The sequence below is a fragment of the Streptomyces sp. NPDC090025 genome (genome assembly GCF_044748125.1).
GTDB lineage: Bacteria > Actinomycetota > Actinomycetes > Streptomycetales > Streptomycetaceae > Streptomyces.
This window is the reverse complement of sequence record NZ_JBIVFL010000001.1, coordinates 255,496-277,072: the sequence shown is the minus strand read 5'-3', so window position 1 is coordinate 277,072 and position 21,577 is coordinate 255,496. Positions and strand designations below refer to the sequence as shown.

Below are 21,577 nucleotides of genomic sequence, written 5' to 3'. Positions count from 1 at the left end.
GGGGGACAACCCCCGGGCCGATCCGGGGGGTTGCCGCGCTGCGGGCCCGGCTCGGCCGGCCCTACGGTCGATGGCATGACACGTCATCACATAGTCGCCCTCGGGGCGGCCTTGGCCATGTGTGCCGGGATCGGGTTGTCGGGGGCCGGGGCCGCCCAGGCCGATCCCCGGAGCGACGGACCGCAGAGCGCCGTACCGCAGGGCACCGGCGGGCTGCGGTGGGGAAGCTGCGTCCTCGGGCCGGACGATCAGGTCGGGCAGGAGCTGGCCGACGCCGGGGCCCAGTGTGCCGAGGTGCGGGTGCCGTTGGACCATCGGCGGCCGGCGGGGCGGAGCATCGGGATCGCGATCTCGCGGATCGCGGCCACCGACCGGGCGCACCGGATCGGGGCGTTGCTGCTCGACGACGGCGGGCCCGGTGGGCCCACGCTCGGGGCGCCGCCGCGGGTGAAGGCGGCGCTGAAGGAGGTCGCCGGGCGGTACGACATCATCGGGATGGATCCGCGGTTCGTCGGCCGGAGCAACCCGATCGACTGCAAGTGGCCGGTCGGCAGCGGCATCACAGGGGCCGGGAACAGCCGGGCCAGCTTCGACCGGCAGGTCGCGTTCCAGAAGGACCTGGCCGCCAAGTGCCGTAAGAACGCGGGCGACTTGCTGCCGTACGCGTCGACCAGGGACACCGCGCGGGACATGGACCGGATCCGGGCCGCGCTCGGTGAGCGGAAGCTGAACTACCTCGGGGTGTCGTACGGCACCTACCTGGGCACCGTCTACAGCCAGTTGTTCCCCGACCGGGTCGGCCGGTTCGTGTTCGACGGAGCCCTGGACCCGACCGCGTACGGGGCCACGATGCTGCCCGGCATGATCGACGCCAACGAGCACGCCCTCGACGACTGGGCCGCCTGGACCGCCGCCCGGCACACGACCTACAGCCTCGGCCGCACCGCGCCCGAGGTGCTCGGCGCGGTCCGGCACGCCGTCGAGGCCGCCGGGCGCGGCCCGCTGGTGCTCGGTGAGGGTGCCGACACCTTCCGGCTCGACGACACGCAGGTGCCGTTCATCGTCTTCGGCGGCCTCGTCGACGACAGCGAACCGTCCCTGGACAGCCTCGCCGTCGCCGTCGGCGCCCTCGCGAAGGCCGCCGCCGGGCAGCCCACCGGACCGCTGACCCCGGACTTCGCCGCCCTGCTCCGGTACGTGTTCACCGACGCGGACAGCGCGTCCGCCGGGGCCCAGATGGCCATCATGTGCGCCGACAAGGCCGTGCCGCGCGACCCCGAGACGTACTGGCGCCAGGTCGAGGCGAGCCGGGCCGCGCACCCCGTCCTCGGCCCCGCCCTGAGCAACGTCACCCCGTGCGCCTTCTGGGACCGCCCCCGCGAACCCCTCACCCAGGTCCGCACCGACCTGCCCGCCCTGATCGTCGGCGCGACCGGCGACACCCGCACCGTCTACAAGGGCGCCGTCGCCCTGCACCGGATGCTGCCGAGCTCCCGGATGGTGACGCTGAAGGACGTCAACTCCCATGGCCTGTACGGGTTCTACGGCAACGCCTGCATCGACGGCGCCGTCAACGCCTACCTGGGCACCGGACGGCTGCCCGCCGCCGACATCAGCTGCGCCAAGTAGCCCGGTAGCCCGGTAGCCCGGTAGCCCGGTTGGCCCAAGGGCCCCCGCCCGACCGCTAGTCGAACCAGCGGTCGCGGGCCAGCTCCGCCGTCCTCGACGGGTCCTCCAACAACGCCGCCACCTCGAAGCGGCGCGGCCACTGCCCCGCCGCCCAGGCCAGGCCCGCCGCCACCCCCTCCAGGGTGGCGGCGTGCAGGACCCCGTCGGGGGTGCGGCGCCAGTCGAGTTCGGTGTCCGCGGCGAGGAGTTCCTCGTGCTCGACGTACGTGGTGGGGGTCGCGGGGCCGAGCAGGGCGAGGACCGACGGCGGGACCTCGTGCTCCTCGCCCTCCGTGGTCACCTCCGCCGCCACCGTCTCGCCGAGCCGCCGCACCTGGAGCAGCTCCGCCAGGTCCGCCGCCCGGGACGGGGCCACCGGGAGCAGCGGCAGGCCGGCCGCGAGCGGCAGCAGGTCGGGGGCGTCGGCGATCAGCGCGTCGGCCGCGTCGACGACCACCAGTTCGCCGTCGACCACCGCGCGCAGCTCGTCCGGCAGCGTCACCTGCTCCGGGTCGAGATCGGCCAGCGCCGTGTACAGGGCATGCAGTTGGGCCCCGGAGACCTCGCGGTCCGGGTCCGCGAGCCGGGCGAGGAGTTCGGCCGCGCCGCCGGGCTCGTCGAGCAGCGCCGCCACCGAGGTCCGTACGCCCAGGGCGCGCAGCACCTGCTCGTCCTCGAAGCCGGTCGCGTCGGCGGAGTCGTACAGGCCGATCAGGAGCGGGTCGGTGCCCGCCGCCCGCAGTCCGGCCGGGCGCCGCCCGTCCAGGACCGGGTGGTCGCGCAGCCACCACGCGGTGTACGAGCGGACGGTCTCCGTGGTGCCGTCCGGGAGCAGCACCCGCACCGGCTGCACCAGCGCGTCCCGCAGCGGCGGCTGGGCGAGGAGGGCGAGGGCCTGCGGCCAGGCGTCGTCGTCGACCAGGTCCAGATCCCGTACGGCGACGATCTCGGTCGCCACCGGCGGCACCGGGGTCTCCGGCAGCCGGTCCAGGACGTCCTCGCACCACACGTCGACCGCGTCGAGCAGCCCGGCGTCGTCGGGCTCGGCGAAGTCGCCGTCCCTCGGCTCCAGTTCGTCCGGGTCGAGCACCAGATCGGCGGCCCGCACCAGCTGGAAACCGGCCAGGACCCCGCACGCCGCCAACGGCTGCTCGCCCCACCGCTCGGCCAGGTCCGCGTCCACCAGGGCGAGTTCGCCCTCGCGCATCACCGCCGCGAACGCCGAACCCGGCAGCACGAGTTCACCCGCCGGGGCCGGCTCGCCGTCCTCGTCGGGCAGCGCGAGCGCGCCCAGCCACGGCTCGTCGCCGGGCGCCAGGTCCGCGTCCCGCACCAGCGCGAGGACCGTCTCGGCGAGCTCCTCCGCGTCCGGGGCGTCGGCGTCCTCGTCCCAGATCTCCCCCGCGTCGAGCGACCCCGCCACCGCCGCCCGCACCTGCGGGGTGGTCAGCACCGCGCGCGGGGTCGCCGGGACCGCGCCCAGCTTCTCCAGGATGGGGTGCGCCGCGTCCGGGTGCGCCACCTTCAGCCCGAGCCGCACCAGGTCCACCGGGGTGTGCTCCAGCGGCAGCAGGACCTGCCGGGGGCCGATCGTCGTCCGCGCCCGGGCCGGACCGCCCTCGGGAGCCCCGGGGGCCTCGGGGTCCGCAGGACTCGCCGGTCCCGCCGGTCCCGCCGGTCCCGTCGGCATCAGCGGCACCGGCAGGCCCGTCAGCCGGTCCGGATCGACGCCCGCCAGCGAGTCGTAAAGACGCCACCACCACTCCGGCGTCCGCTCCACACCCGCCAGCCGGTCGATCGCCTCGGTCAGCGGCAGCCGCCCGACACCCAGCGTGCGCAGCTCCGTACGGCGCTCAAGTCCGGCCGGGAGCAGCGTCGGGAACACCTCGGCGAGCACCAGCACCGTCTCGGCGCCCGCGCCCTCCACCACCTCCGCCTCGATCGGGCGCAGCGCGGCGGGCAGCTCCTCGGACACGGCGGCCGGGGCCAGGAACGCCACCCGGGGCAGCCGGTCCAGGATCGCCGCCCGCAGCGCCCCGTCGAGCGCGCCCTTGCCGAGCGGGCCCGGCACCAGGTCGAGCGTGCCGGTGGTCACCGGCCGCCAGTCGCCGAGCAGTTCGGCGTACGCCTCGCCCGCACGGTCCACCAGGAAGTCGGTCAGCGGCCCGGGTGCCGGGTGACGGCGTGCGGTGTCGAGCGGGAAGGACGCGATGAGCAGCGCGGGCACCCCGAGCGGCTCGTCGGTGGGCGTCGGCGCGTGCACCACGGGCGCGGTGCGCGGGTGCTCGGGCGCGCCCTCGGCGTCCACCGGTACGGCCCAGGTGACCGACCAGTGGGGGCGCAGCCGCTCCTCGACCGGGCGGTCCTTGAGCAGCGCCGGGTCGAGCGGGCCGCCGTGGCTGACGGTCCGCCAGCGGCGGGTCGTCGCGGCTGTGTCGTCGGCCCCCGGGCCGACGGCGGCCGTGGTCTCGGTCAGGTGGACGTAGCCGTCCGCCTCGGAGCGGGTCAGGACGCGGGTGCCGTCGACCGTCTCGACGACGATCTCGGTCAGCCCCGGCAGGGTCAGCAGCAGGGCGTCGTCGACCGCGGCGAGCAGCCGTTCGGCCAGGTCGACGGCGGCGGCGTCGCGCAGCGGCAGCACCACCACGGTGTCGTAGCCGTCGGGCGCGGTGCCCTCGGCGGGCAGCGGGAGGCGCAGCAGCGGTACGTGGCCGTCGCGGCGGCGCAGCTCGTCACCGAGTCCCGGGCTGTGCCGGGCGGCGTCGGTGGCCAGTTCGCGGGCCTCGGCGAGGGACCAGCGGACGCCGCCGTGGCGGCCGAGGACGGCGGGCTCGTCGGTGACGGCGACGACGGCGGCGAAGCCGACGCCGAACCGGCCGACGGCGCCGTTGTCCTGGTCGTTGTCCTGGTCGCCGCGCTTCGCGGAGGCGCGCAGCGTCGACAGCGACTCGACGCCGGTGGCGTCGAGCGGGGCGCCGGTGTTCGCGGCGGCGAGGACGGCGGGCCCGTCGGCGTCCGCCGGGTGCAGGGTGAGCCGGAAGCGGCCGGTGACGCCGGCCCGGCGGGCCGCGTCGGCGGCGTTCTGCGCCAGCTCGACGACCAGCCGGTCGCGGTAGCCGCCGAGGACCAGGTCCTCCTCGGCGTTGGCGTCCTCCCGGAACCGGGCCGGGCCCGCGCCCCACGCGTCGAGCACGCCTCTGCGGAGCCGTGCGGTACCGAAGGGGTCGGTTCCGTCGGTCGACGTCCTGACGCTGACGCTCACGCCTGACTCCACTCTGCGGGGCTGCCGCGGGACTGCTGCGGGACTGCTGCCGGATCGCAGCGCGCTCGCTGCGGGGACTACGGGCACTGCGGGGACTGCGGTCTCGGCCTGTTCGGTTTCTGACCGGGTGCCCGAAGGTACCGTGCTCCACACCCCGCCCACCGCCGGGGCACGTCCCCGCGACAGGGCGTACGGGATCACTCCCGCGCCCCCGCGCGCACGCCGGGCGAGGGCGCGTCGGGGGTCCGCCGGGGATCAGCCCTGCGGGGCCGGGCAGGGGTTGGCCTGGGCCGTGGCAGGGGTTGGCCTGGGCCGTGGCAGGGCCCGGACCAGGGCCGTACGAGGGCCTTGACGGTCCGTACGGCCCTGCGGCCCTGCGGCCGGGCTTGGGGGGCCGGGCGCCGACCGCCGGGGGCGTCCACCGGGCCGTGGGGCCCGCCACGGGCCCACCGGCCCGCAGGCCCACCGGGCTCGCCGCTACGAGTGACCCAGGTCCTCCGACGCCCCGTCCGGCTCCGTCACCGAACCCGAGTCGCGGGCCGGGCGCAGCGGGAACGCGTCCACCGCCATCGAGTCGAGGACCGGCTCCGCCGGGCGCGGGGGCTTCGGCATGACGGCCGCCTCCGAGTGGCCGCCGCAGCCGTACGACAGCGACACCACCCGGCCGTCGGCGGGCGCGAACTCGTTCGCGCAGACGCCGAACGCCTGCTTCAGGGATCCGGCCAGCGGCACCAGGAAGGCGCAGGACTCGCAGGTCGCGGGCGCCGCCAGGGCCATCGGGGTCTTCGCGCCGAACGCCTCGTCCCAGCGGTCGGCCGCGATGTGCAGGCCGTAGCGGGACAGCACCCGGGCCCGGCGCATGCCGAGCTCCTCGGCGACCGCCGCGATCGAGCCGCGCGCGGGGGTACGGGAGGTGAGCTCCGCGTCCTCGTCGTCGAGGTGCTCCTCCATCTCCTCGGAGACGATGGAATTCGGCGGCGGCACGTCCTCGCCGGTCCAGCCGGGCTCCAGGCGCAGGTCGTCCTGCTCGGTGGGGAGCAGGTCGCCGGGGCCCATGTCGCCGGGGCGCAGCCGCTCGCTCCACGGCACCCACTCGGGTGCGAGGAGGGCGTCGGGGCCGGGCAGCAGGACGGTTTCGTCGAGCGTGACGTTCTTCGCGCGGGACGCCCGGGTGAGGGTGACGGCCCAGCGCCAGCCCCGGTACCCCGGCTCCTTGCTCTCGAAGAAATGGGTGACGACCCGGTCGCCCTCGGCCACGACGTCGACATGCTCGCCGACCACGCCGGGCGCGGCCGCCTCCTCGGCGGCCTCCCTCGCGAGGTCTACCGCCTCGGCGCAGAGACGGTCGGGGGTACGCGTGGCTCGCGGGGTACGGCTTCGCGTCGTCGCAGCACTCGTCGCAGCACTCACAGGTCTCGCTTCTCTCCTACGCCGTCTCACGGGTGCGCCGGCCGAGGGCAGCGGGAGCGAGCGGAGCGAAGTCCCGGGCTGTGGACGGAGCGGACCAGAGGGCCGCATCGACGTCCACGCCCGGCGATGTCTCTCGTACTCGTTCATCTCGCGCGTCTCGGGCACACCTAACGTCATCCATTCTGCGGGATGCCGAAGAGGCGCGCGGCCGAGAACAACCGCCGGTGGCGCGCTACGCACGCTACCCCGTTCGCAGCGCTCAGCCCACCTGCCCGCTCCAAGTGGCCCGCATCGCGGACCCCGGAACGCGCTCCGGGACCCTTCGGCGCGCCGTGCGAAGGGTGTCCCACGGGCCGCCGGACGGCCGGAATTCGCCCCCCGCGACCTTCACCCCTGCCCACTCCCGTCCCACTCCCGTCCCACTCCCGTCCCGTACGGGATCCGCCCGGGATGCGCCCGGGGCCCGCCCGGCCTCCGCCCGGCGTCGGGGCGGCATCCGTACGGCGTCGGGGCGGCGTCCGCGGGCCGTCGGAACGGCGTCGAGGGGCCCGGGCGGCCCCGCCATCGGTTCGTACGACCTGCGGGTGGGGCACTATGACGGGGTGGCAGCCGCACGGTCTTCCGCACGATCCCACGATCATGCCGGGCCGCTCAGCCGAGCGGGCCGGGCGGTCGGCCGCGCCCTCCACCTGCCCTTCACCGGCACCGCGAAGGGCATCCGCAAGGCCACCCACGCGCACGGCGCCGGGGAATCGGGACTCGGAAAACTGATCGAGCTGCACGCCGTCAACGGCGCGGGCGACGTCATGATCACCGTCGCGCTCGCCTCCACCGTCTTCTTCTCGGTCCCCACCGACGAGGCCCGCGGCCGGGTCGCGCTCTACCTCGCCATCACCATGGCGCCCTTCACCCTCCTCGCCCCGGTCATCGGCCCGCTGCTCGACCGGCTCCCGCACGGCCGCCGGGCGGCCATGGCGGGCGCCATGCTGACCCGCGCGGTGCTCGCGATCCTGATGTCGGGCGCGGTCGCCACCGGCGGCCTGGAGCTCTACCCGGCGGCGCTCGGCGTCCTCGTCGCCTCCAAGGCGTACGGGGTGGTGCGCAGCGCCGTCGTGCCGCGCCTGCTGCCACCGAACTTCTCCCTGGTGAAGGCGAACTCGCGGGTGACCCTCGCGGGCCTGCTCGCCACCGGCATCGCCGCCCCGGCCGGCGCCGGGCTCCAGCTGATCGGCCCCGGCTGGCCGCTGTACGGCGCGTGCGCGCTGTTCCTGCTCGGCACCTTCTGGGCGCTGCGGATGCCGCCGAAGGTCGACTCGGCGAAGGGTGAGCGGCGGGCCCATCTGCTGACGCACGGCGAGAAGAAGCCCAGTCTGCGCACGGTCGGCCCGGCGGTCCTGCACGGGCTGCAGGCGAACGCCTCGCAGCGGATGCTCTCCGGCTTCCTGATCTTCTTCCTGGCGTTCCTGCTGCGGGTGCATCCGCTGCCGGGGCAGAGCGCCGCCGTGTCGCTCGGCATGGTCGCGGTCGCGGCGGGCGTCGGCAACGCGTGCGGGACGGCCTGCGGCTCGCTGCTGCGCGACCGGGGCCACGGCCCTGAGGTGATCATCGCCACCATGGTGTCGACGGTCCTGGTCACCGCGATCCTCGCGGCCGTCTTCTTCGGCGGCCCGATGGTCGCCGTGCTCGGCGCGGTCGCGGGCCTCACCCAGGCCCTGTCGAAGCTGTCCCTGGACGCGCTGATCCAGCGTGACGTGCCCGAGGTGGTGCGCACCTCGGCGTTCGCCCGCTCCGAGACGGCGCTCCAGATGGCCTGGGTGGTGGGCGGCGCGATCGGCATCTCGCTGCCCCTGAACGGCACCCTCGGCCTGTCGGTGGCGGCGGGCATCCTGGGTCTCGGCGTCCTGCTGTCGGTGCGCGGCCTGCTCACGGCGGCCCGCCGCCAGGGCGGTGGCGGGACCGGTGGGGGCGGTGGGGGCGGCGGCGGGAAGGGCCGTACGGAGAAGACGCGGGTGGCGTGAGGGTGCTGCCGGGCGGGCGCGGGGCGGCGGTCGCCGCCGGGCTCGGGGTGGATGTCGGGGCGGCACGCCGTACCCCCGCGTGTCGTGGGCGCGAGGGCCCGATAGCCTTCGGGCCATGACCGTTGCGTTCCTCACCCGCAAGCGCCGCCGTGCCGTCGCGGCCCTCGGGGCCGTCTCCGCCGGGCTCCTCGTCCTCTCCGCCTGCGACAAGCCGACCCCGGTTGCGACCGTGACGGTCGGTTCCTCGTCGGTGAACTCCGAGGCCGCCTGCTACAACGACGGCAAGGCCCTCCCCGAGAAGGAGATCGCGGCCTGCCTCAACAAGAAGGCCGGCAAGACGATCTCCGTCGACCCGTCCGACAAGGTCCGCTTCGGCGTGGACCCGGACGTCGCCGAGAACGGCTGGACGATCTTCCTGAACGGCACCAACGCCGAGCCGGAGCCGTTCAAGAAGACCTACCGGACCATCCCGGCCAGTGCCTTCTTCTCCAGCCAGACCGGCGAGGCCACCAGCCAGACCCAGGTGACCCTGGTCGAGAGCTCGGGCAAGTCGGTGACCGGCATCTGGTCCTTCGAGCTCAAGAAGAAGGACTCCTGATCCACCGGTGACCCACCGGATCCTGATCGTGACGGCCGTGGCGGCGGAGGCGGACTCCGTGGCCACCGGCCTCGCGTCGGCGGCCCAGGGCACCGCCCCGGGCACGGCCCCGGACGCGGCTCCCCGCACGGAGTCCGTCCCACTGCCCGGCGGTTTCGCGCTGCGCCGCCTGACCCTGCCCGGCCGCACGGACGGCCTCGTCGTGGACGTCCTGGTCGCTGGCGTCGGACCGGCCATGGCCGCCGCCGCCACCGCCACCGCGCTCGCCGTCGCGGCCAGCGCCTTTGCGACCGGCGCCCCCGCCCCGTACGACCTCGTCGTCTCGGCCGGCATCGCCGGGGGCTTCCTCCCGCGCGCCCCGATCGGCACCGTCGTCGTCTCGGACGCGGTCGTCGCCGCCGACCTCGGCGCCGAGACCCCGGACGGCTATCTCCCCGTCGACCGGCTCGGCTTCGGCCGCTCGGCCCACCCGGTCGCCGCCCCTCTCACCACCGCCCTCGCCGGGGCTCTCGGCGCCGCCGGGGTCCCGTACGCCGTCGGTCCGGTGCTCACCGTGTCGACGGTGACCGGCACCGCCCGGCGCGCCGCCGAGCTGGCGGAACGTCACCCGGGGGCCGCGGCGGAGGCGATGGAGGGCTTCGGGGTCGCCGAGGCCGCCGCCGCGCACGGGGTGCCCGTCGTCGAGATCCGTGCCGTGTCCAACGCCGTGGGCCCGCGCGACCGCGCCGCCTGGCGGATCGGCGACGCGCTCGCCGCCCTGGCCGCCGCCTTCCGGACGCTCGCCCCGCACGCCCTCGTCTCCGCCGAGCCCCTGGAGCCGCCGTCATGACCAAGCTGAAGATCGCCTACTCGCCCTGCCCGAACGACACCTTCGTCTTCGACGCCTGGGCGCACGGCCGCGTCCCCGGCGCCCCGCGGCTCGACGTGACCTTCGCCGACATCGACCTCACCAACGGCTGGGCGGAGCGCGGCGGAGCGCCGTACGACGTCCTGAAGGTGTCGTACGCCGTGCTGCCCTGGATCCTCGACGAGTACGCGCTGCTGCCGTGCGGCGGCGCCCTCGGGCGTGGCTGCGGGCCGCTGGTGCTGACCCGGGAGCCGGGCGACCCGGCCGGGCTCGCGGGCCGGACGGTGGCGGTGCCGAGCGAGCGGTCGACGGCCTATCTGCTGTTCCGGCTGTGGGCGGCGGACCTGGTGCCCGGCGGGGTCGGCGAGGTCGTCGTGATGCCGTTCCACGAGATCATGCCCGCCGTGCGGGACGGCAAGGTGGACGCCGGACTCGTCATCCACGAGGCCCGCTTCACGTACCAGGAGTACGGGCTGCACGCGCTCGCCGACATGGGCGAGCACTGGGAGCACACCACCGGCCTGCCGATCCCGCTCGGCGCGATCGTCGCCAAGCGGTCGCTGGGCGAGGACATGCTCCGTACGCTCGCCGACGCGGCCCGGAGCTCGGTCCGGATGGCCTGGGACGACCCGTCCGTCTCCCGGCCGTACGTACTGGAGCACGCGCAGGAGATGGACCCGCGGGTGGCCGATCAGCACATCGGCCTCTACGTCAACGAGTTCACCGCGGACCTCGGCGAGAGCGGTTACGCGGCGGTGCGCGGGCTGCTCACCCGCGCCGCGGCCGAGGGACTCGTACCACCCCTCGGCCCGGACGCCCTGCGGTTCCCCTGAGGGAGCGCGTTCCCCTGAGGGACCGCTGAGGGACCGCAGGGCTCTGTGCGGACGTCCGCGGTCGGACGTTCGCGGTCGGACGTTCGCGGTCAGACGTCGAGCTGGTCGGCGACCGCGCGCAGCAGGCCCGCGATCTTCTTGCCGTGGACCTTGTCGGGGTAGCGGCCGCGCTCCAGCATCGGGGTGATGTTCTCCAGGAGCGTGGTCAGGTCCTGCACGATGGACGCCAGTTCGTCGGGCTTACGGCGCTGCGCCGCGGCGACGGACGGGGTCGGGTCGAGGACCGTGACGGAGAGTGCCTGGTCGCCGCGCTGGCCGGCGACGACGCCGAACTCCACGCGCTGGCCCGGCTTCAGGGCCTCGACGCCGTCGGGGAGCACTGACGAGTGCACGAAGACGTCGCCGCCGTCGTCGCGGGAGAGAAAGCCGAAGCCCTTCTCGCTGTTGAACCACTTGACCTTGCCGGTAGGCACGTCCGTTCCTCGTCCTCGTACTCGATGGGTGCGCCGGGATCCCGGCATGAATGGCACCAAGGCTAATGGGCCAGGGCCCGGTGACAAGACGTCGCCGGTTCGTTCCTCCGGCCTGGGAACTACCCTGGCCGAATGCGTAGTGAAACCCCCACGGCCGCGACCGACGACAGCGCTCCGGGTGACGGCCTCGTCCGCGCCGGTGCGATCGTCTTCATCGTCGGCGCGGTCGCGACCCTGGTCACGGTGGCGCCGCTGTTCCTCGGCTCCGACCCGTTCCCGACGGTCGCCTATCTGGTGTCGATGCTGATGGGCGTCGGGTTCCTGATCGCCGGGGCCGGGGTGTTCCGCTCCATCGCCGCGCAGCGCCGCAGGGCGCGCGCCGTGCAGGCCGCGACGGTCGTGCCGACCGGCCCGAGCGCCTCCTAGCCGGACCCGTCACCACCCTCGGCCCGGCCCCGTACGGACCCGGCCCCGGGCCCGTACGCCCTGGTCAGGCGCCGTTTCCGGCCACGCCACCGTCGAGGTGCCCGGCCCACCAGGCGCGGAAGTCCGTCAGGTCGGTGAGCACCACGTCGGCGCCGCCCGCCCGCAGTTCCTCCGGGGTGTACGGGCCGGTCGCGACGGCCACCGACAGCGCACCTGCCGCCTCCGCCCCGCGCACGTCGCCGAGGTGGTCGCCGACGTAGACCCCGGCGCCGTGCGCGCGCAGCGCGGTCGCCTTGCCCTCGGCCCACAGTCCGCCGATCACCTCGTCCGGCTCGATGCCGAGGTGGTCGAGGTGCCGCCGCGCGTGCGGCTCGTTCTTCGCGGTCACGACGAGGGTCCGGCCGCCCGCGTCACGAACGGCTTGAATCGCATCCCTCGCGCCGGGCAGCGGAAGGCTCGTCTCGATGGCGTACGCCGGGTAGAGCGCGCGGTAGCGCGCCACCATCTCGTCGACCCGCTCCGCCGGGAACCACTCGGCTATCTCGTGCTCCAGCGGCGGCCCGAGCCGGGAGACCGCGAGGTCGGCGTCGATGGGGACACCGGTCTCGGCGGTCAGGGCCACGTAGACGGCCCGGATGCCGGGGCGGGAGTCGATCAGGGTCATGTCGAGGTCGAAGCCGACGGTGGGAGCGGTGCGGGCCCCCGTGGATTCCTGAAGTGCCTGAGGTGCCTGAGGTTCCTGGTGTGCCATGAGGGCCATTGTGCCCGTGCGGGCGTTTTCGGCCGCTGTCTAGACTGAGCGGCCGGGCAGCTTAGCCAAGCCTTACCGAAGTCGTACCGAAGCTGTACGGAAGCGGTACGGAAGCGGTACCTGGCCGAGCCGCGCCGAGCCCGTACCGAAGCCGAAGCCGTACCCCCGGCCGTACCGATGTACCGATGTACCGAAGTCGTCCGCCCGCCCGATTCCGATGGGTGTCCATGTCCGCCACCACCGCCCCACGTCCGCCCCGCTCCGGGCGGCGGCGCGCCGTCGCGACCACGCTCGCCGTCGTCGCCCTGCTGCTCGCCGTCCTGCTCAGCCTCGCGGTCGGCGCCCGCGCCATCGCCCCCGGCACCGTCCTCGACGCCCTGCTGCACGGCACCGGCGGCGACGACGGCGAGGTGGTGCGGCAGCTGCGGGTGCCGCGCACGCTGATCGGCCTGATGGTCGGGGCGGCGCTCGCGCTCGCCGGGACCGCGCTCCAGGGCGTCACCCGCAATCCGATCGCCGACCCCGGCATCCTCGGCGTCAGCCAGGGCGCCTCGGTCGGCGTGGTGCTCGCCATCGCCTTCGCCGGGGTGCACACCCTCACCGGCTACGTCTGGTTCGCGTTCGCGGGCGCGGCCGTCGCGTCCGTCGCCGTGTACGCGATCGCGTCCAGCGGCCGGGGCGGGGCGACCCCGGTGAAACTGGCGCTCGGCGGCGCCGCGATCAACGCGCTGCTGCTCTCGGTGACCACCGGGGTGCTGACCACGAAGGCGTCGGCGCTGGACGAGTTCCGGTTCTGGCAGATCGGCTCGCTGGACGGCAGGGACGCCCAGATCGTCGGGCAGATCTGGCCGTTCCTGCTGATCGGCGCGGTCCTGGTGGTGTCGGTGGCGCGCGGGCTCGACGCGCTCGCGCTCGGCGAGGACGTCGCCAAGGGCCTCGGCCAGCGGGTCGCCACGGTCCGGATCGTGGCCGTGGCCGGTGCCACCGTGCTGACCGGCGCCGGGGTCGCGGCGGCCGGACCGATCGCGTTCGTCGGCCTCGCCGTGCCGCACATCGCGCGGGCCGTGGTCGGCTCCGACCACCGCTGGGTGCTGCCGATGGCGGCGCTGATCGGGCCGGTGATGCTGCTGGTCGCGGACGTGCTCGGACGGATCCTGTTCCCGCCGGGCGAGGTCCCGGCGGGTGTGATGACCGCGCTGATCGGGGTGCCGTTCCTGGTCACCCTGGTGCGCCGGAAGGCGGTCCCGGCATGACCACGCTCATCGAGAAGCCGTCCGGGCCGCCCCGCGCCCCGCGCCCGTACGGCTACGGTCTGGTCCGGCTCGGACCGGCCTCCTTCCTGGTCCACCGGCGTGCGGCGCTGGTCGCGGGCGGCCTCGCCGTGCTGCTCGCGGTGGCCTCGGTCGCGTACCTCTGCGTCGGCGAGCGGTTCGTGCCGCCCGGCGACGTGCTCGACGCGGTGCTCGGCGACGGCCGGTCGTTCGTCGTCACCGAGCTGCGGCTGCCGCAGCTGGTCACCGGACTGCTGGTGGGCGCCGCCTTCGGCATCGCGGGCACGCTGATCCAGACCGTCGCCCGCAACCCGCTGGCCAGCCCCGACGTCATCGGCATCAGCCAGGGCGCGGGGGCCGTCACGGTCGCCGCGATGACCTTCGGGCTCGTCTCGTACGACCTCGTGCCGTACGTGTCGATCGCGGGCGGCCTGCTCGCGGCGGCGCTCGTGTACGTGTTCGCGTGGCGCGGCGGGCTGCACGCGACCCGGTTCGTGCTGATCGGCATCGGGGTCGCGATCGCGCTGCGCTCGCTGACCCATCTGTTCATGACCAAGGGCGACTACCTGGTCGCCCAGCAGGCGCAGATCTGGATGACCGGCTCGCTCAACGGGCGCGGCATGGACGAGAACCTGCCGCTGCGGATCACGCTGCTCGTGCTGCTGCCCGCGATCCTGTGGGCGGCGCGGGCGCAGCGCACGGTGTCCCTCGACGACGACACGGCGACGGCGCTCGGGGTGCGGCTCGGCCGGGTGCGGCTGGGGCTGGTCGCGGTGGGCGTGGTGCTCGCGTCGGTGGCGACCGGCGTCGCCGGGCCGGTCGACTTCGTCGCCCTGCTCGCCCCGCAGATCGCCCGCCGGACGACGCGGACCGCGCAGATCCCGCTGCTGTGCTCGGCGCTGGTGGGCGCGCTGGTCGTGGTCCTGGCCGATCTGCTCGGCAAGCGGCTCCTGGCGCCCACGCTGTTGCCGGTGGGAGTGCTCACAGCGGCGGTGGGCGCGCCGTATCTGATCTGGTTGATCGTGCGCGGTGGACGCGCCGGAGGTGGACGTTGAGCGGGCAGAAGAGCGAGACGATGACGGGTTCGGACTCCGGCTCGGGCTCGGCGGTGGCGAGCAGGCTGCGGACCCGGGCGCTGACCCTCGCGTACGAGGAGCGGACCGTCGTCCACGAGCTGGACCTGGCGGTCCCGGACGGCCGGGTGACGGTCATCGTCGGGCCGAACGCGTGCGGCAAGTCGACCACCCTGCGCGCGCTCGGGCGGCTGCTGCGGCCGCGCGGCGGGGCGGTGCTGCTCGACGGCGAGGAGCTGGCGAAGCTGCCGACGAAGCGGATCGCGCAGCGGATCGGGCTGCTGCCGCAGACGCCGGTCGCGCCGGAGGCCATCACGGTCGCCGACCTGGTGGCGCGCGGGCGCCAGCCGCACCAGGCGTGGTGGAAGCAGTGGTCGGAGGAGGACGAGCGGGCGGTCACCGACGCCATGGCGCGTACGGACGTGAGCGCGCTCGCCGACCGGTCGGTGGACGAGCTGTCGGGCGGGCAGCGGCAGCGGGTGTGGATCGCGATGGCGCTCGCCCAGGAGACCGATCTGCTGCTGCTCGACGAGCCGACCACGTACCTGGACATCTCCCACCAGGTGGAGGTCCTCGACCTGGTCCGGCGGCTCAACCGGGTGCGGGGCCGGACGGTCGTCGTGGTCCTGCACGACCTCAACCAGGCGGCCCGGTACGCCGACCACCTGGTCGCGATGAAGGACGGCCGGGTGGTGGCCGAGGGCCCGCCGGGCAAGGTGGTGACGGCCGAGCTGGTCAGGGACGTGTTCGGGCTTGACGCGGTGGTGGTGCCGGATCCGGTGACGGGGTCGCCGCTGGTGGTGCCGGGGGCGCCGTGGTCGGGCGACGAGCGGTCGCCGGAGCCGTCGCTGGAGCCGTAGGAGCGCGGCGGTACGGCTGGTGCGCCGCGCGTGGCCGTAAACCGATTGCGGGGCGGGTGCGGAGCGGATTGAGTGCGGGGGTCGTGGGCGGTCGTGCCCACGGCCCCGTCGTCTTCCCCCGTTCCCGTTCTTGGAGTTCATGTGCCGCTGAGCACCCCGCCCGCCTCCCTCACCACGGACCGCCTCGTGCTGCGCCCCTGGAGCACCGACGACACCGCGCTCGCGGTCGCCGGCGACCGGGCCGCCGACTGGGCGGAGGACTTCCCCAGCGGTCCCGACCGGATGATCGCCGGTCTCATCGCCGAGCGCCCCGACTGGCGCGGCCCGTACGGCCACCGGCTCGTCGTGGAGCGGGAGACCGGGCAGGTGGTGGGCTCCATCGGCCTGAAGTGGCCGCCGAAGGAGGGCGTCCTCGAACTCGGCTACGGCATCGCGCCCGGCCACCGGGGGCGCGGCTACGCCACCGAGGCGGCCCGTGCCGTCGCGGAGTTCGGGCTCACCGCGCCCGGGGTGCACACGGTCAGCGCGGAGGTGCATCCGAGCAACCCGGCCTCGGCGCGCGTCCTGGAGAAGGCGGGCTTCGTCCGCTGGGAGACCGAGGAGCCCCTCCCGCAGAACATGATCCGGTTCCGCTTCGTCCCCGGGAGCCCCGACGCCTCGTAGGCATCGGCAGGCGTCACACGCGGCGCGCCCGCCACAGCAGGAACAGCGCCGAGGCGATCGCCGCCGTCTTCAGGGCCCACGGCCAGGTCTCGGCCACCGCGGCGCCCATGGCCTCGCCGCCCGGGGCGACGGGGCTGCCCCAGCGGTTCTCGACGCGGCCCCAGAGCCAGATCGCGGCGCCCGCCGCCGTCAGGCCCGGCAGGGTGAGGACGGCGGCGCGGCGGGCCGGGGAGAAGTAGGCGAGGAGCCAGCCGAGGCCGAGGGGGATCAGGTTGCCGAGGGCCGCGCCGACCAGGAGCAGGACGGCCGCGATGACGAGGAGCGGGCTGCCGAAGCCGAGGCCCCGAGGGAGGCGGCGGCGGAGGCGGCTGCGCGGACCGTCCGGTTCCGCCTCGTCCTCCGGATCCCCGTCCTCGTCGGCGTCCTCGTCCTCGTCGTCCTCCACCGGCGGCGGCTTCAGGAGCTCCGGGATCTCCACCCCGCCCACGAACCCCGCCACCTCACCCCGGGACCCGTCCCTGGTGTCGTCCGCCTGCCACCACTCCGGCGGCTTCGGCGCCTTGGGCGCCCGCTGCGCGGGCACCGCGGGCTTCTCCGGAGCCGTCGGAGCCGCCGGGGCCGCCCGGTCCACCACCTCCGCCGGGCTGCCGAGGTCGTCGAGGATGCCCTCGACACGCTCCCCGCGCACCTCACGACGGCGCTCGATCTCGTCGCGCAGACCCGTCACCAGCTCGCGCCGCTCCTCCGCCGGAAGCCGCCGCTGCTCCGCCAGATCGCCGACCCGGCTCAGATAGTCGAAGACCAACCGGTCATTCTCGATCCCCACGGCACGACGTTAGCGCCTGCGCAGGGGCTAACGTGGTCCGGATGGGGATCGCTGAGCTCGACCGGGAGGCGGACGTGCCCGAAGGAACTGGCGTCGGCACGGCGCCGCGCACCCTCGCCGAGGCGCTGCGCGCCGGGGGTGACGAGGCGCTGGCCGCGCTGTTGCGCGCCCGCCCGGATCTGCTGTCGCCGGTCCCGAACGACCTGACGCAGCTCGCCACCCGCGCCGGGACCCGCGCCTCGGTGGTCCGCGCCCTGGAGCGGCTCGACCGGTTCGCCCTCCAGACGGCCGAAGCGCTCGCGGTGGCCCCCGACCCCGCCCCGTACGACGTGCTGCTCTCGCTCCTCACCGGCAGCGGGAGCGGCGGCGACACCACCGACGCCACCGTCGCCGCCATCACCGAGGCGCTGCCCCGCGCCGTCGGCGTGCTGCGCGCGCAGGCCCTGATCTGGGGCGACGACGAGCGGATCCGGCTCGTCCGCACCGCCCGCGAACTCCTCGCGCCGACCCCGCAGCACCCCTCGCCCACCGGCCTCGGCCCGACCGTCGCCGAGGCCACCTCGGGCATGTCGCCCGGCCGGATCCAGGACATCATCGCGACCGCGGGACTGCCCGCGACGCACGACCCGGTGTCCGCCGTCACCGCCCTCGCGGGCCTGTTCACCGACCGTACGAGAATGGCCGCGCTGCTCGACACCGCGCCGCCCGAGGCGCTCGCCGTGCTCGACCGGCTGGTCTGGGGACCCCCGTACGGCGAGGTCACCGCCGACCCGGCGCCGCCGGTGCGCTGGCTGCGCGACCGGGGGCTGCTGCTCCCGGTGTCGACCCGCACCGTCGTGCTGCCCCGCGAGGCCGCGCTGCATTTGCGCGGCGGCCGGGCGCACCGGGTGCCCGAGCCCGTCGCGCCCGTCGTGGCCGTCGCCCGCGACCACCGTCCACAGGTGGTGGACAGCGCGGCGGCCGGGCAGGCCCACCTCGCGCTCGCCACCGCCGAGGAACTGCTCAAGTCCTGGCACCAGGGCGGTCCGCAGGTGCTGCGCGCGGGCGGGCTCGCCGTCCGCGACCTCAAGCGCACCGCCGCCGCCCTCGACGTGCCCGAGGCCACCGCCGCGTTCTGGCTGGAACTCGTCCACTGCGCCGGCCTTCTCGCCTCCGACGGCGAGGCCGACGAACGCTTCGCGCCCACCCCCGCCTACGACGACTGGCTCGACCTGCCGCCCGCCGAACGCTGGGCGCTGCTCGCCGCCACCTGGCTGACCGCCACCCGTACCTCCGGCGTCATCGGCACCCAGGACGCCAAGGGCCGCGTCCTGTCCGCGCTCGGCCCCGGCCTCGACCGGGCCCAGGCGCCCGAGGTGCGCCGCCGGGTGCTGCTGCTCCAGGCCACCCTGCCGCCGGGCGCCGCCGCCGACCGCGAGACGCTGCTCGCCCGGCTGCGCTGGGACCGGCCGCCGCGCGGCGGACCCCTTGCCGAACTGCGCGAACAGCTCGCCGTGTGGACCCTCGACGAGGCCGAGACGCTCGGCATCACCGGCCGCGGCGCGCTCGCCTCGCCCGCCCGCGCGCTGCTCAACCTGCCGCTCGCCGAGGCCGCCCCGCTCTCCCCCGAAGGTCCCGGCGGCGGCCAGGAGCACGACCACGACTGCGAGCCGGCGCTCGCCGCCTCGCGCGCCGCGGCGCTGCTCGCCCCGCTGCTCCCCGAGGCCGTCGACCACGTGCTGCTCCAGGCCGACCTGACGGCCGTCGCGCCCGGCCCGCTGCGCCGCCCGCTCGCCGAGACGCTGTCCGTGCTCGCCGACGTCGAGTCCAAGGGCGGCGCGACCGTCTACCGCTTCACGCCCGGTTCCGTACGGCGCGCCCTCGACGCCGGGCGCAGCGCCTCCGACCTGCACGACTTCCTCACCGCGCACTCCCGCACCCCGGTGCCGCAGCCGCTCGCCTACCTCATCGACGACGTGGCCAGGAAGCACGGGCACCTGCGGGTCGGCGCCGCCTCCGCCTACGTCCGCTGCGACGACGACGCCGTCCTCGGCGAGATCCTCGCCGACCGGCGGTCCGCCGCCCTGCGGCTGCGCCGCCTCGCGCCGACCGTGCTCGCCGCGCAGGCCGACCCGGCGACGCTCCTCGACGGGCTGCGGTCGATGGGCTACGCGCCGGCCGCCGAGTCCGCCGAGGGCGATGTCCTGATCACCCGCGCCGACGCCCACCGCACCCCGCCGCGCACCGCGCCCGCGCCGGTCCCCGACGGGCCGCCGACCCCGGACGCCACCCTGCTGAAGGCGGCGGTACGGGCGGTGCGGGCGGGCGACCGGGCCGCCACGGTGGTCCGCAAGGAACCGGCCGCGGCGGCCCCCCTGACGGCCGGTGAACTCCCCCGGACCTCACCGGCCGACACCCTGGCCACCGTCCAGGCCGCCGCGATGACCGGCTCGGCGCTCTGGATCGGCTACGTCAACGCCGAGGGCGCGGCCAGCCAGCGGGTGATCGCGCCGGTGCGGGTGGAGGGCGGCTTCGTGACCGGCTACGACCACACGGCCGACGAGGTCCGCACGTACCCGCTGCACCGGATCACCGGCGTGGCGGAACTCGCCGACGAGGAAAGTTAGTTCGCGAGTCGTACGACCCACCCTCCGGCCGCCCCGCGCGGTGCGCTGCTCAGCGTCCAGGGCGGGAAGTCACTGGGTGATGCGGATGGCGAGCGCCGCGAGCAGACCGGCGGCGATCAGAACGCACAGCGTCTGGCGGACCTGCTCGGTCACCGCAGGTCCGCCCGGACCGGCGGCATCGCCGCGCGGCCCACGAACGAGGCCGGGTGCTCGGCGGTGCGGTGCTCGCGGATCGCGGTCAGCATGTCCCGGGCCGCCTGCGCGAGATGGCGGGCGTACGACCAGGTGCCGAGCGGCCCGGAGTCCGGTCCTCGCTCGGCGAGGTCGGTCCAGACTTTGGCCGCGGCGGTGCCTCGGCGGGGTCGCTGTTCCTCGGGGATGAGGCTGATGCCGTCGGCGAGGGACTGGCAGTCCGTGATCAGGGTGTCGACGAGGTGGGCGACGGCGACGTCGCCGGGGTGATGCTTCTCCAACTTCGTGGCGGAGGCGAGGTGCCGCTCGACCTGCTGCTCGGCGTGCTCCTCGACGGGCTCGACCAGGGCGGCGAGCAGCGCGCCGAGGTCTACGCCGACGGTTTCGTCGGCCCTGCCGTGCTGCGGCTGCTCGTCCATGCTCCGGCTCCCTGCCGTCGTGGTGATCTGCGGTGTCCACGACGGTAGGGGCGGGGGCGCTGGGCAGCGGGTACGGTTCCTACCCCTGCGTCGGGGGGTAAGGTTTCCACCCCCTACGTGATCACACGGCTACACCGAGTTCCTGCGCCAGGGCACGCGCGTCGGCCCGGACCATACGAGGCCCGGCCGTCGCCAACTCCGGCAGGACCATGCGGGTGTACATGTTGTACCGGAGGGTCTCCGGCGACTCGCGCCACGCCTTTTGCAGCAGGGCGACCGCGGCCACTCCCTCATCCTGCATCCCGTGGGCGCGGGCGGTCTCGACGAGGTGGTACGAGCGGCGGGTCGCGGACGGGATCTGGTCGAGGTCGAGCGCCAGGGCGACGTCGAGGGCTTTACCCGGCTGCATGAGGTCGTTGTGCATGGTGATGGCGTAGCCGTCGACGATGCCCTGCCCGAAGATCAGCCAGGGGTGGGCGTAGTTGGGGCCGAGGCGGCGGGCGGCGTCGTTCGCACGGTCCCAGTACCGCCACGCGTCCCCGGCACGGCCCGTCTTGGCGTAGCTCAGGGCGACGGCGAGTTGCAGGAGTCCCCAGCGCGCGAGGTCGTCCTCACTGTCCTGGCGGAGCAACGCTGATGCCTGATCGGCCAGTTCGACGCGGACCTCCGCCGCCTCGTTCGCGTCGCGATGGACGTGGTTCATGTACCAGGCGGCACCGGCGATCGCCCGGGGGCTGTCGGCGTCCTGGGCGGCGGTCATCGACCGGTCGCCCGTCAGCATGACGAGGTCGGGAGCGGGCTGGAAGGAGAGGAACAGCTGTGTCAGGTGGTACGCCTGGGCCTGGGCGACGAGTGCGTGGCGTCGGTCCGCGCCGTCGAGGGCACGGACCGAGTGCTGTGCGTCGGCGAGGAGATCCGGCAGCAGCGAGGCGATCCGGGACCGGTGGTCGCCCGTGCCGTGCCACAACTGCCATGCCTGCCGTACGCGAGCCGCGAGGACGGCGGCCGGCTCCGGCTCGCGATCGTCCGGGCTGAGTCGGTAGGCGGTCAGGGCCCTTTTGATGACGGGCAGGTCGGTGTGCATGGCCTTGGTGTAGGTGGTGGCTGAGATGCGCTCGTCTCCGGTGAGGTCGGCGATGTCGCACTCGTACATGGTGGCCAGGCGAATCAGCATGGGCAGGCGTGGCATGCCGATCGTGCCGTTCTCGATGCCCTTGACCCACTCGGCGGACCGGCCGACCAAGCCGCCGGCTACGGGTCGGGTGAGGCCGGCCCGATCACGGGCTCGGCGGACACGCTGGGCGAATGTCTCAGGCGTGGGTGCGGGGCGGGGCTGCTCAGACATACTGGGCTCCTCGTTCTGACCTCGACACTCAGAACG

Annotated in this window: 18 protein-coding genes; 11 read left to right on the top strand and 7 right to left on the bottom strand. The window is 75.0% G+C overall.

Annotation, left to right across the window (positions count from 1 at the left end; all coding sequences use genetic code 11):
- Positions 1-75: 75 nt before the first annotated feature.
- Positions 76-1,629, top strand: a complete 1,554-nt coding sequence (locus ACIPXM_RS01340) for an alpha/beta fold hydrolase (protein ID WP_401650516.1) — start codon at positions 76-78, stop codon at positions 1,627-1,629.
- Between the two features lie 55 nt (positions 1,630-1,684).
- Here the strand turns inward: ACIPXM_RS01340 and ACIPXM_RS01335 are convergent, their stop codons facing one another.
- Entirely contained in the window at positions 1,685-4,942 is a 3,258-nt protein-coding gene (locus ACIPXM_RS01335; RefSeq protein WP_401650513.1) for a sacsin N-terminal ATP-binding-like domain-containing protein, read from the bottom strand.
- A 465-nt stretch (positions 4,943-5,407) separates the two neighbouring features.
- Positions 5,408-6,448: a DUF3027 domain-containing protein gene (locus tag ACIPXM_RS01330; protein WP_401652424.1), complete on the bottom strand. Its 1,041-nt coding sequence runs from the start codon at positions 6,446-6,448 to the stop codon at positions 5,408-5,410.
- A gap of 494 nt (positions 6,449-6,942) precedes the next feature.
- Between ACIPXM_RS01330 and ACIPXM_RS01325 the strand changes: the two genes are divergently transcribed.
- From ACIPXM_RS01325 to ACIPXM_RS01310, 4 genes are all read left to right on the top strand, one after another.
- Complete coding sequence (locus ACIPXM_RS01325; protein ID WP_401650510.1) at positions 6,943-8,358, top strand: MFS transporter; 1,416 nt, start codon at positions 6,943-6,945, stop codon at positions 8,356-8,358.
- 115 nt (positions 8,359-8,473) lie between these two features.
- Positions 8,474-8,956 (top strand): DUF2771 domain-containing protein, encoded by a 483-nt coding sequence (locus ACIPXM_RS01320; protein ID WP_401650507.1) that lies wholly within the window; start codon positions 8,474-8,476, stop codon positions 8,954-8,956.
- Positions 8,957-8,963: 7 nt separating this feature from the next.
- Complete coding sequence (locus ACIPXM_RS01315) at positions 8,964-9,785, top strand: futalosine hydrolase (RefSeq protein ID WP_401650504.1); 822 nt, start codon at positions 8,964-8,966, stop codon at positions 9,783-9,785.
- Entirely contained in the window at positions 9,782-10,636 is an 855-nt protein-coding gene (locus tag ACIPXM_RS01310) for a 1,4-dihydroxy-6-naphthoate synthase (RefSeq protein WP_401650501.1), read from the top strand. The genes ACIPXM_RS01315 and ACIPXM_RS01310 overlap by 4 nt, the downstream gene beginning before the upstream one ends.
- Positions 10,637-10,725: 89 nt before the next feature.
- On the opposite strand, the gene ACIPXM_RS01305 is transcribed toward ACIPXM_RS01310, so the two are convergent.
- Positions 10,726-11,109, bottom strand: a complete 384-nt coding sequence (locus ACIPXM_RS01305; RefSeq protein WP_401650498.1) for a cold-shock protein — start codon at positions 11,107-11,109, stop codon at positions 10,726-10,728.
- Between the two features lie 132 nt (positions 11,110-11,241).
- Here ACIPXM_RS01305 and ACIPXM_RS01300 point away from each other — a divergent pair, with 132 nt between their 5' ends.
- On the top strand, positions 11,242-11,535 hold the full coding sequence (locus ACIPXM_RS01300; RefSeq protein WP_401650495.1) for a hypothetical protein: 294 nt from the start codon (positions 11,242-11,244) through the stop codon (positions 11,533-11,535).
- A 64-nt stretch (positions 11,536-11,599) separates the two neighbouring features.
- On the opposite strand, the gene ACIPXM_RS01295 is transcribed toward ACIPXM_RS01300, so the two are convergent.
- On the bottom strand, positions 11,600-12,286 hold the full coding sequence (locus tag ACIPXM_RS01295; RefSeq protein ID WP_401650492.1) for an HAD family hydrolase: 687 nt from the start codon (positions 12,284-12,286) through the stop codon (positions 11,600-11,602).
- A 227-nt stretch (positions 12,287-12,513) separates the two neighbouring features.
- Between ACIPXM_RS01295 and ACIPXM_RS01290 the strand changes: the two genes are divergently transcribed.
- The 4 genes from ACIPXM_RS01290 (at position 12,514) to ACIPXM_RS01275 (ending at position 16,153) form a co-directional block, all read left to right on the top strand.
- Positions 12,514-13,539: a FecCD family ABC transporter permease gene (locus ACIPXM_RS01290; RefSeq protein ID WP_401650489.1), complete on the top strand. Its 1,026-nt coding sequence runs from the start codon at positions 12,514-12,516 to the stop codon at positions 13,537-13,539.
- Positions 13,536-14,612: a FecCD family ABC transporter permease gene (locus tag ACIPXM_RS01285; protein WP_401650486.1), complete on the top strand. Its 1,077-nt coding sequence runs from the start codon at positions 13,536-13,538 to the stop codon at positions 14,610-14,612. The genes ACIPXM_RS01290 and ACIPXM_RS01285 overlap by 4 nt, the downstream gene beginning before the upstream one ends.
- Before the next feature lie 20 nt (positions 14,613-14,632).
- Positions 14,633-15,490 (top strand): ABC transporter ATP-binding protein, encoded by an 858-nt coding sequence (locus tag ACIPXM_RS01280; protein WP_401652422.1) that lies wholly within the window; start codon positions 14,633-14,635, stop codon positions 15,488-15,490.
- Positions 15,491-15,631: 141 nt separating this feature from the next.
- Entirely contained in the window at positions 15,632-16,153 is a 522-nt protein-coding gene (locus ACIPXM_RS01275; protein WP_401650483.1) for a GNAT family N-acetyltransferase, read from the top strand.
- 13 nt (positions 16,154-16,166) lie between these two features.
- Here the strand turns inward: ACIPXM_RS01275 and ACIPXM_RS01270 are convergent, their stop codons facing one another.
- Positions 16,167-16,979: a hypothetical protein gene (locus ACIPXM_RS01270; protein ID WP_401650480.1), complete on the bottom strand. Its 813-nt coding sequence runs from the start codon at positions 16,977-16,979 to the stop codon at positions 16,167-16,169.
- Between the two features lie 41 nt (positions 16,980-17,020).
- On the opposite strand from ACIPXM_RS01270, the gene ACIPXM_RS01265 reads away from it, so the two are divergent.
- Positions 17,021-19,585 carry a helicase-associated domain-containing protein gene (locus ACIPXM_RS01265; RefSeq protein ID WP_401650477.1) on the top strand — a complete coding sequence of 855 codons (2,565 nt, stop codon included), beginning with the start codon at positions 17,021-17,023 and terminating at the stop codon, positions 19,583-19,585.
- Positions 19,586-19,734: 149 nt separating this feature from the next.
- Here ACIPXM_RS01265 and ACIPXM_RS01260 read toward each other — a convergent pair whose 3' ends face one another.
- Together ACIPXM_RS01260 and ACIPXM_RS01255 are read right to left on the bottom strand one after the other, a co-directional pair.
- Positions 19,735-20,196: a hypothetical protein gene (locus ACIPXM_RS01260; RefSeq protein WP_401650474.1), complete on the bottom strand. Its 462-nt coding sequence runs from the start codon at positions 20,194-20,196 to the stop codon at positions 19,735-19,737.
- Between the two features lie 121 nt (positions 20,197-20,317).
- Complete coding sequence (locus ACIPXM_RS01255; RefSeq protein WP_401650471.1) at positions 20,318-21,541, bottom strand: helix-turn-helix domain-containing protein; 1,224 nt, start codon at positions 21,539-21,541, stop codon at positions 20,318-20,320.
- Positions 21,542-21,577: the final 36 nt, after the last annotated feature.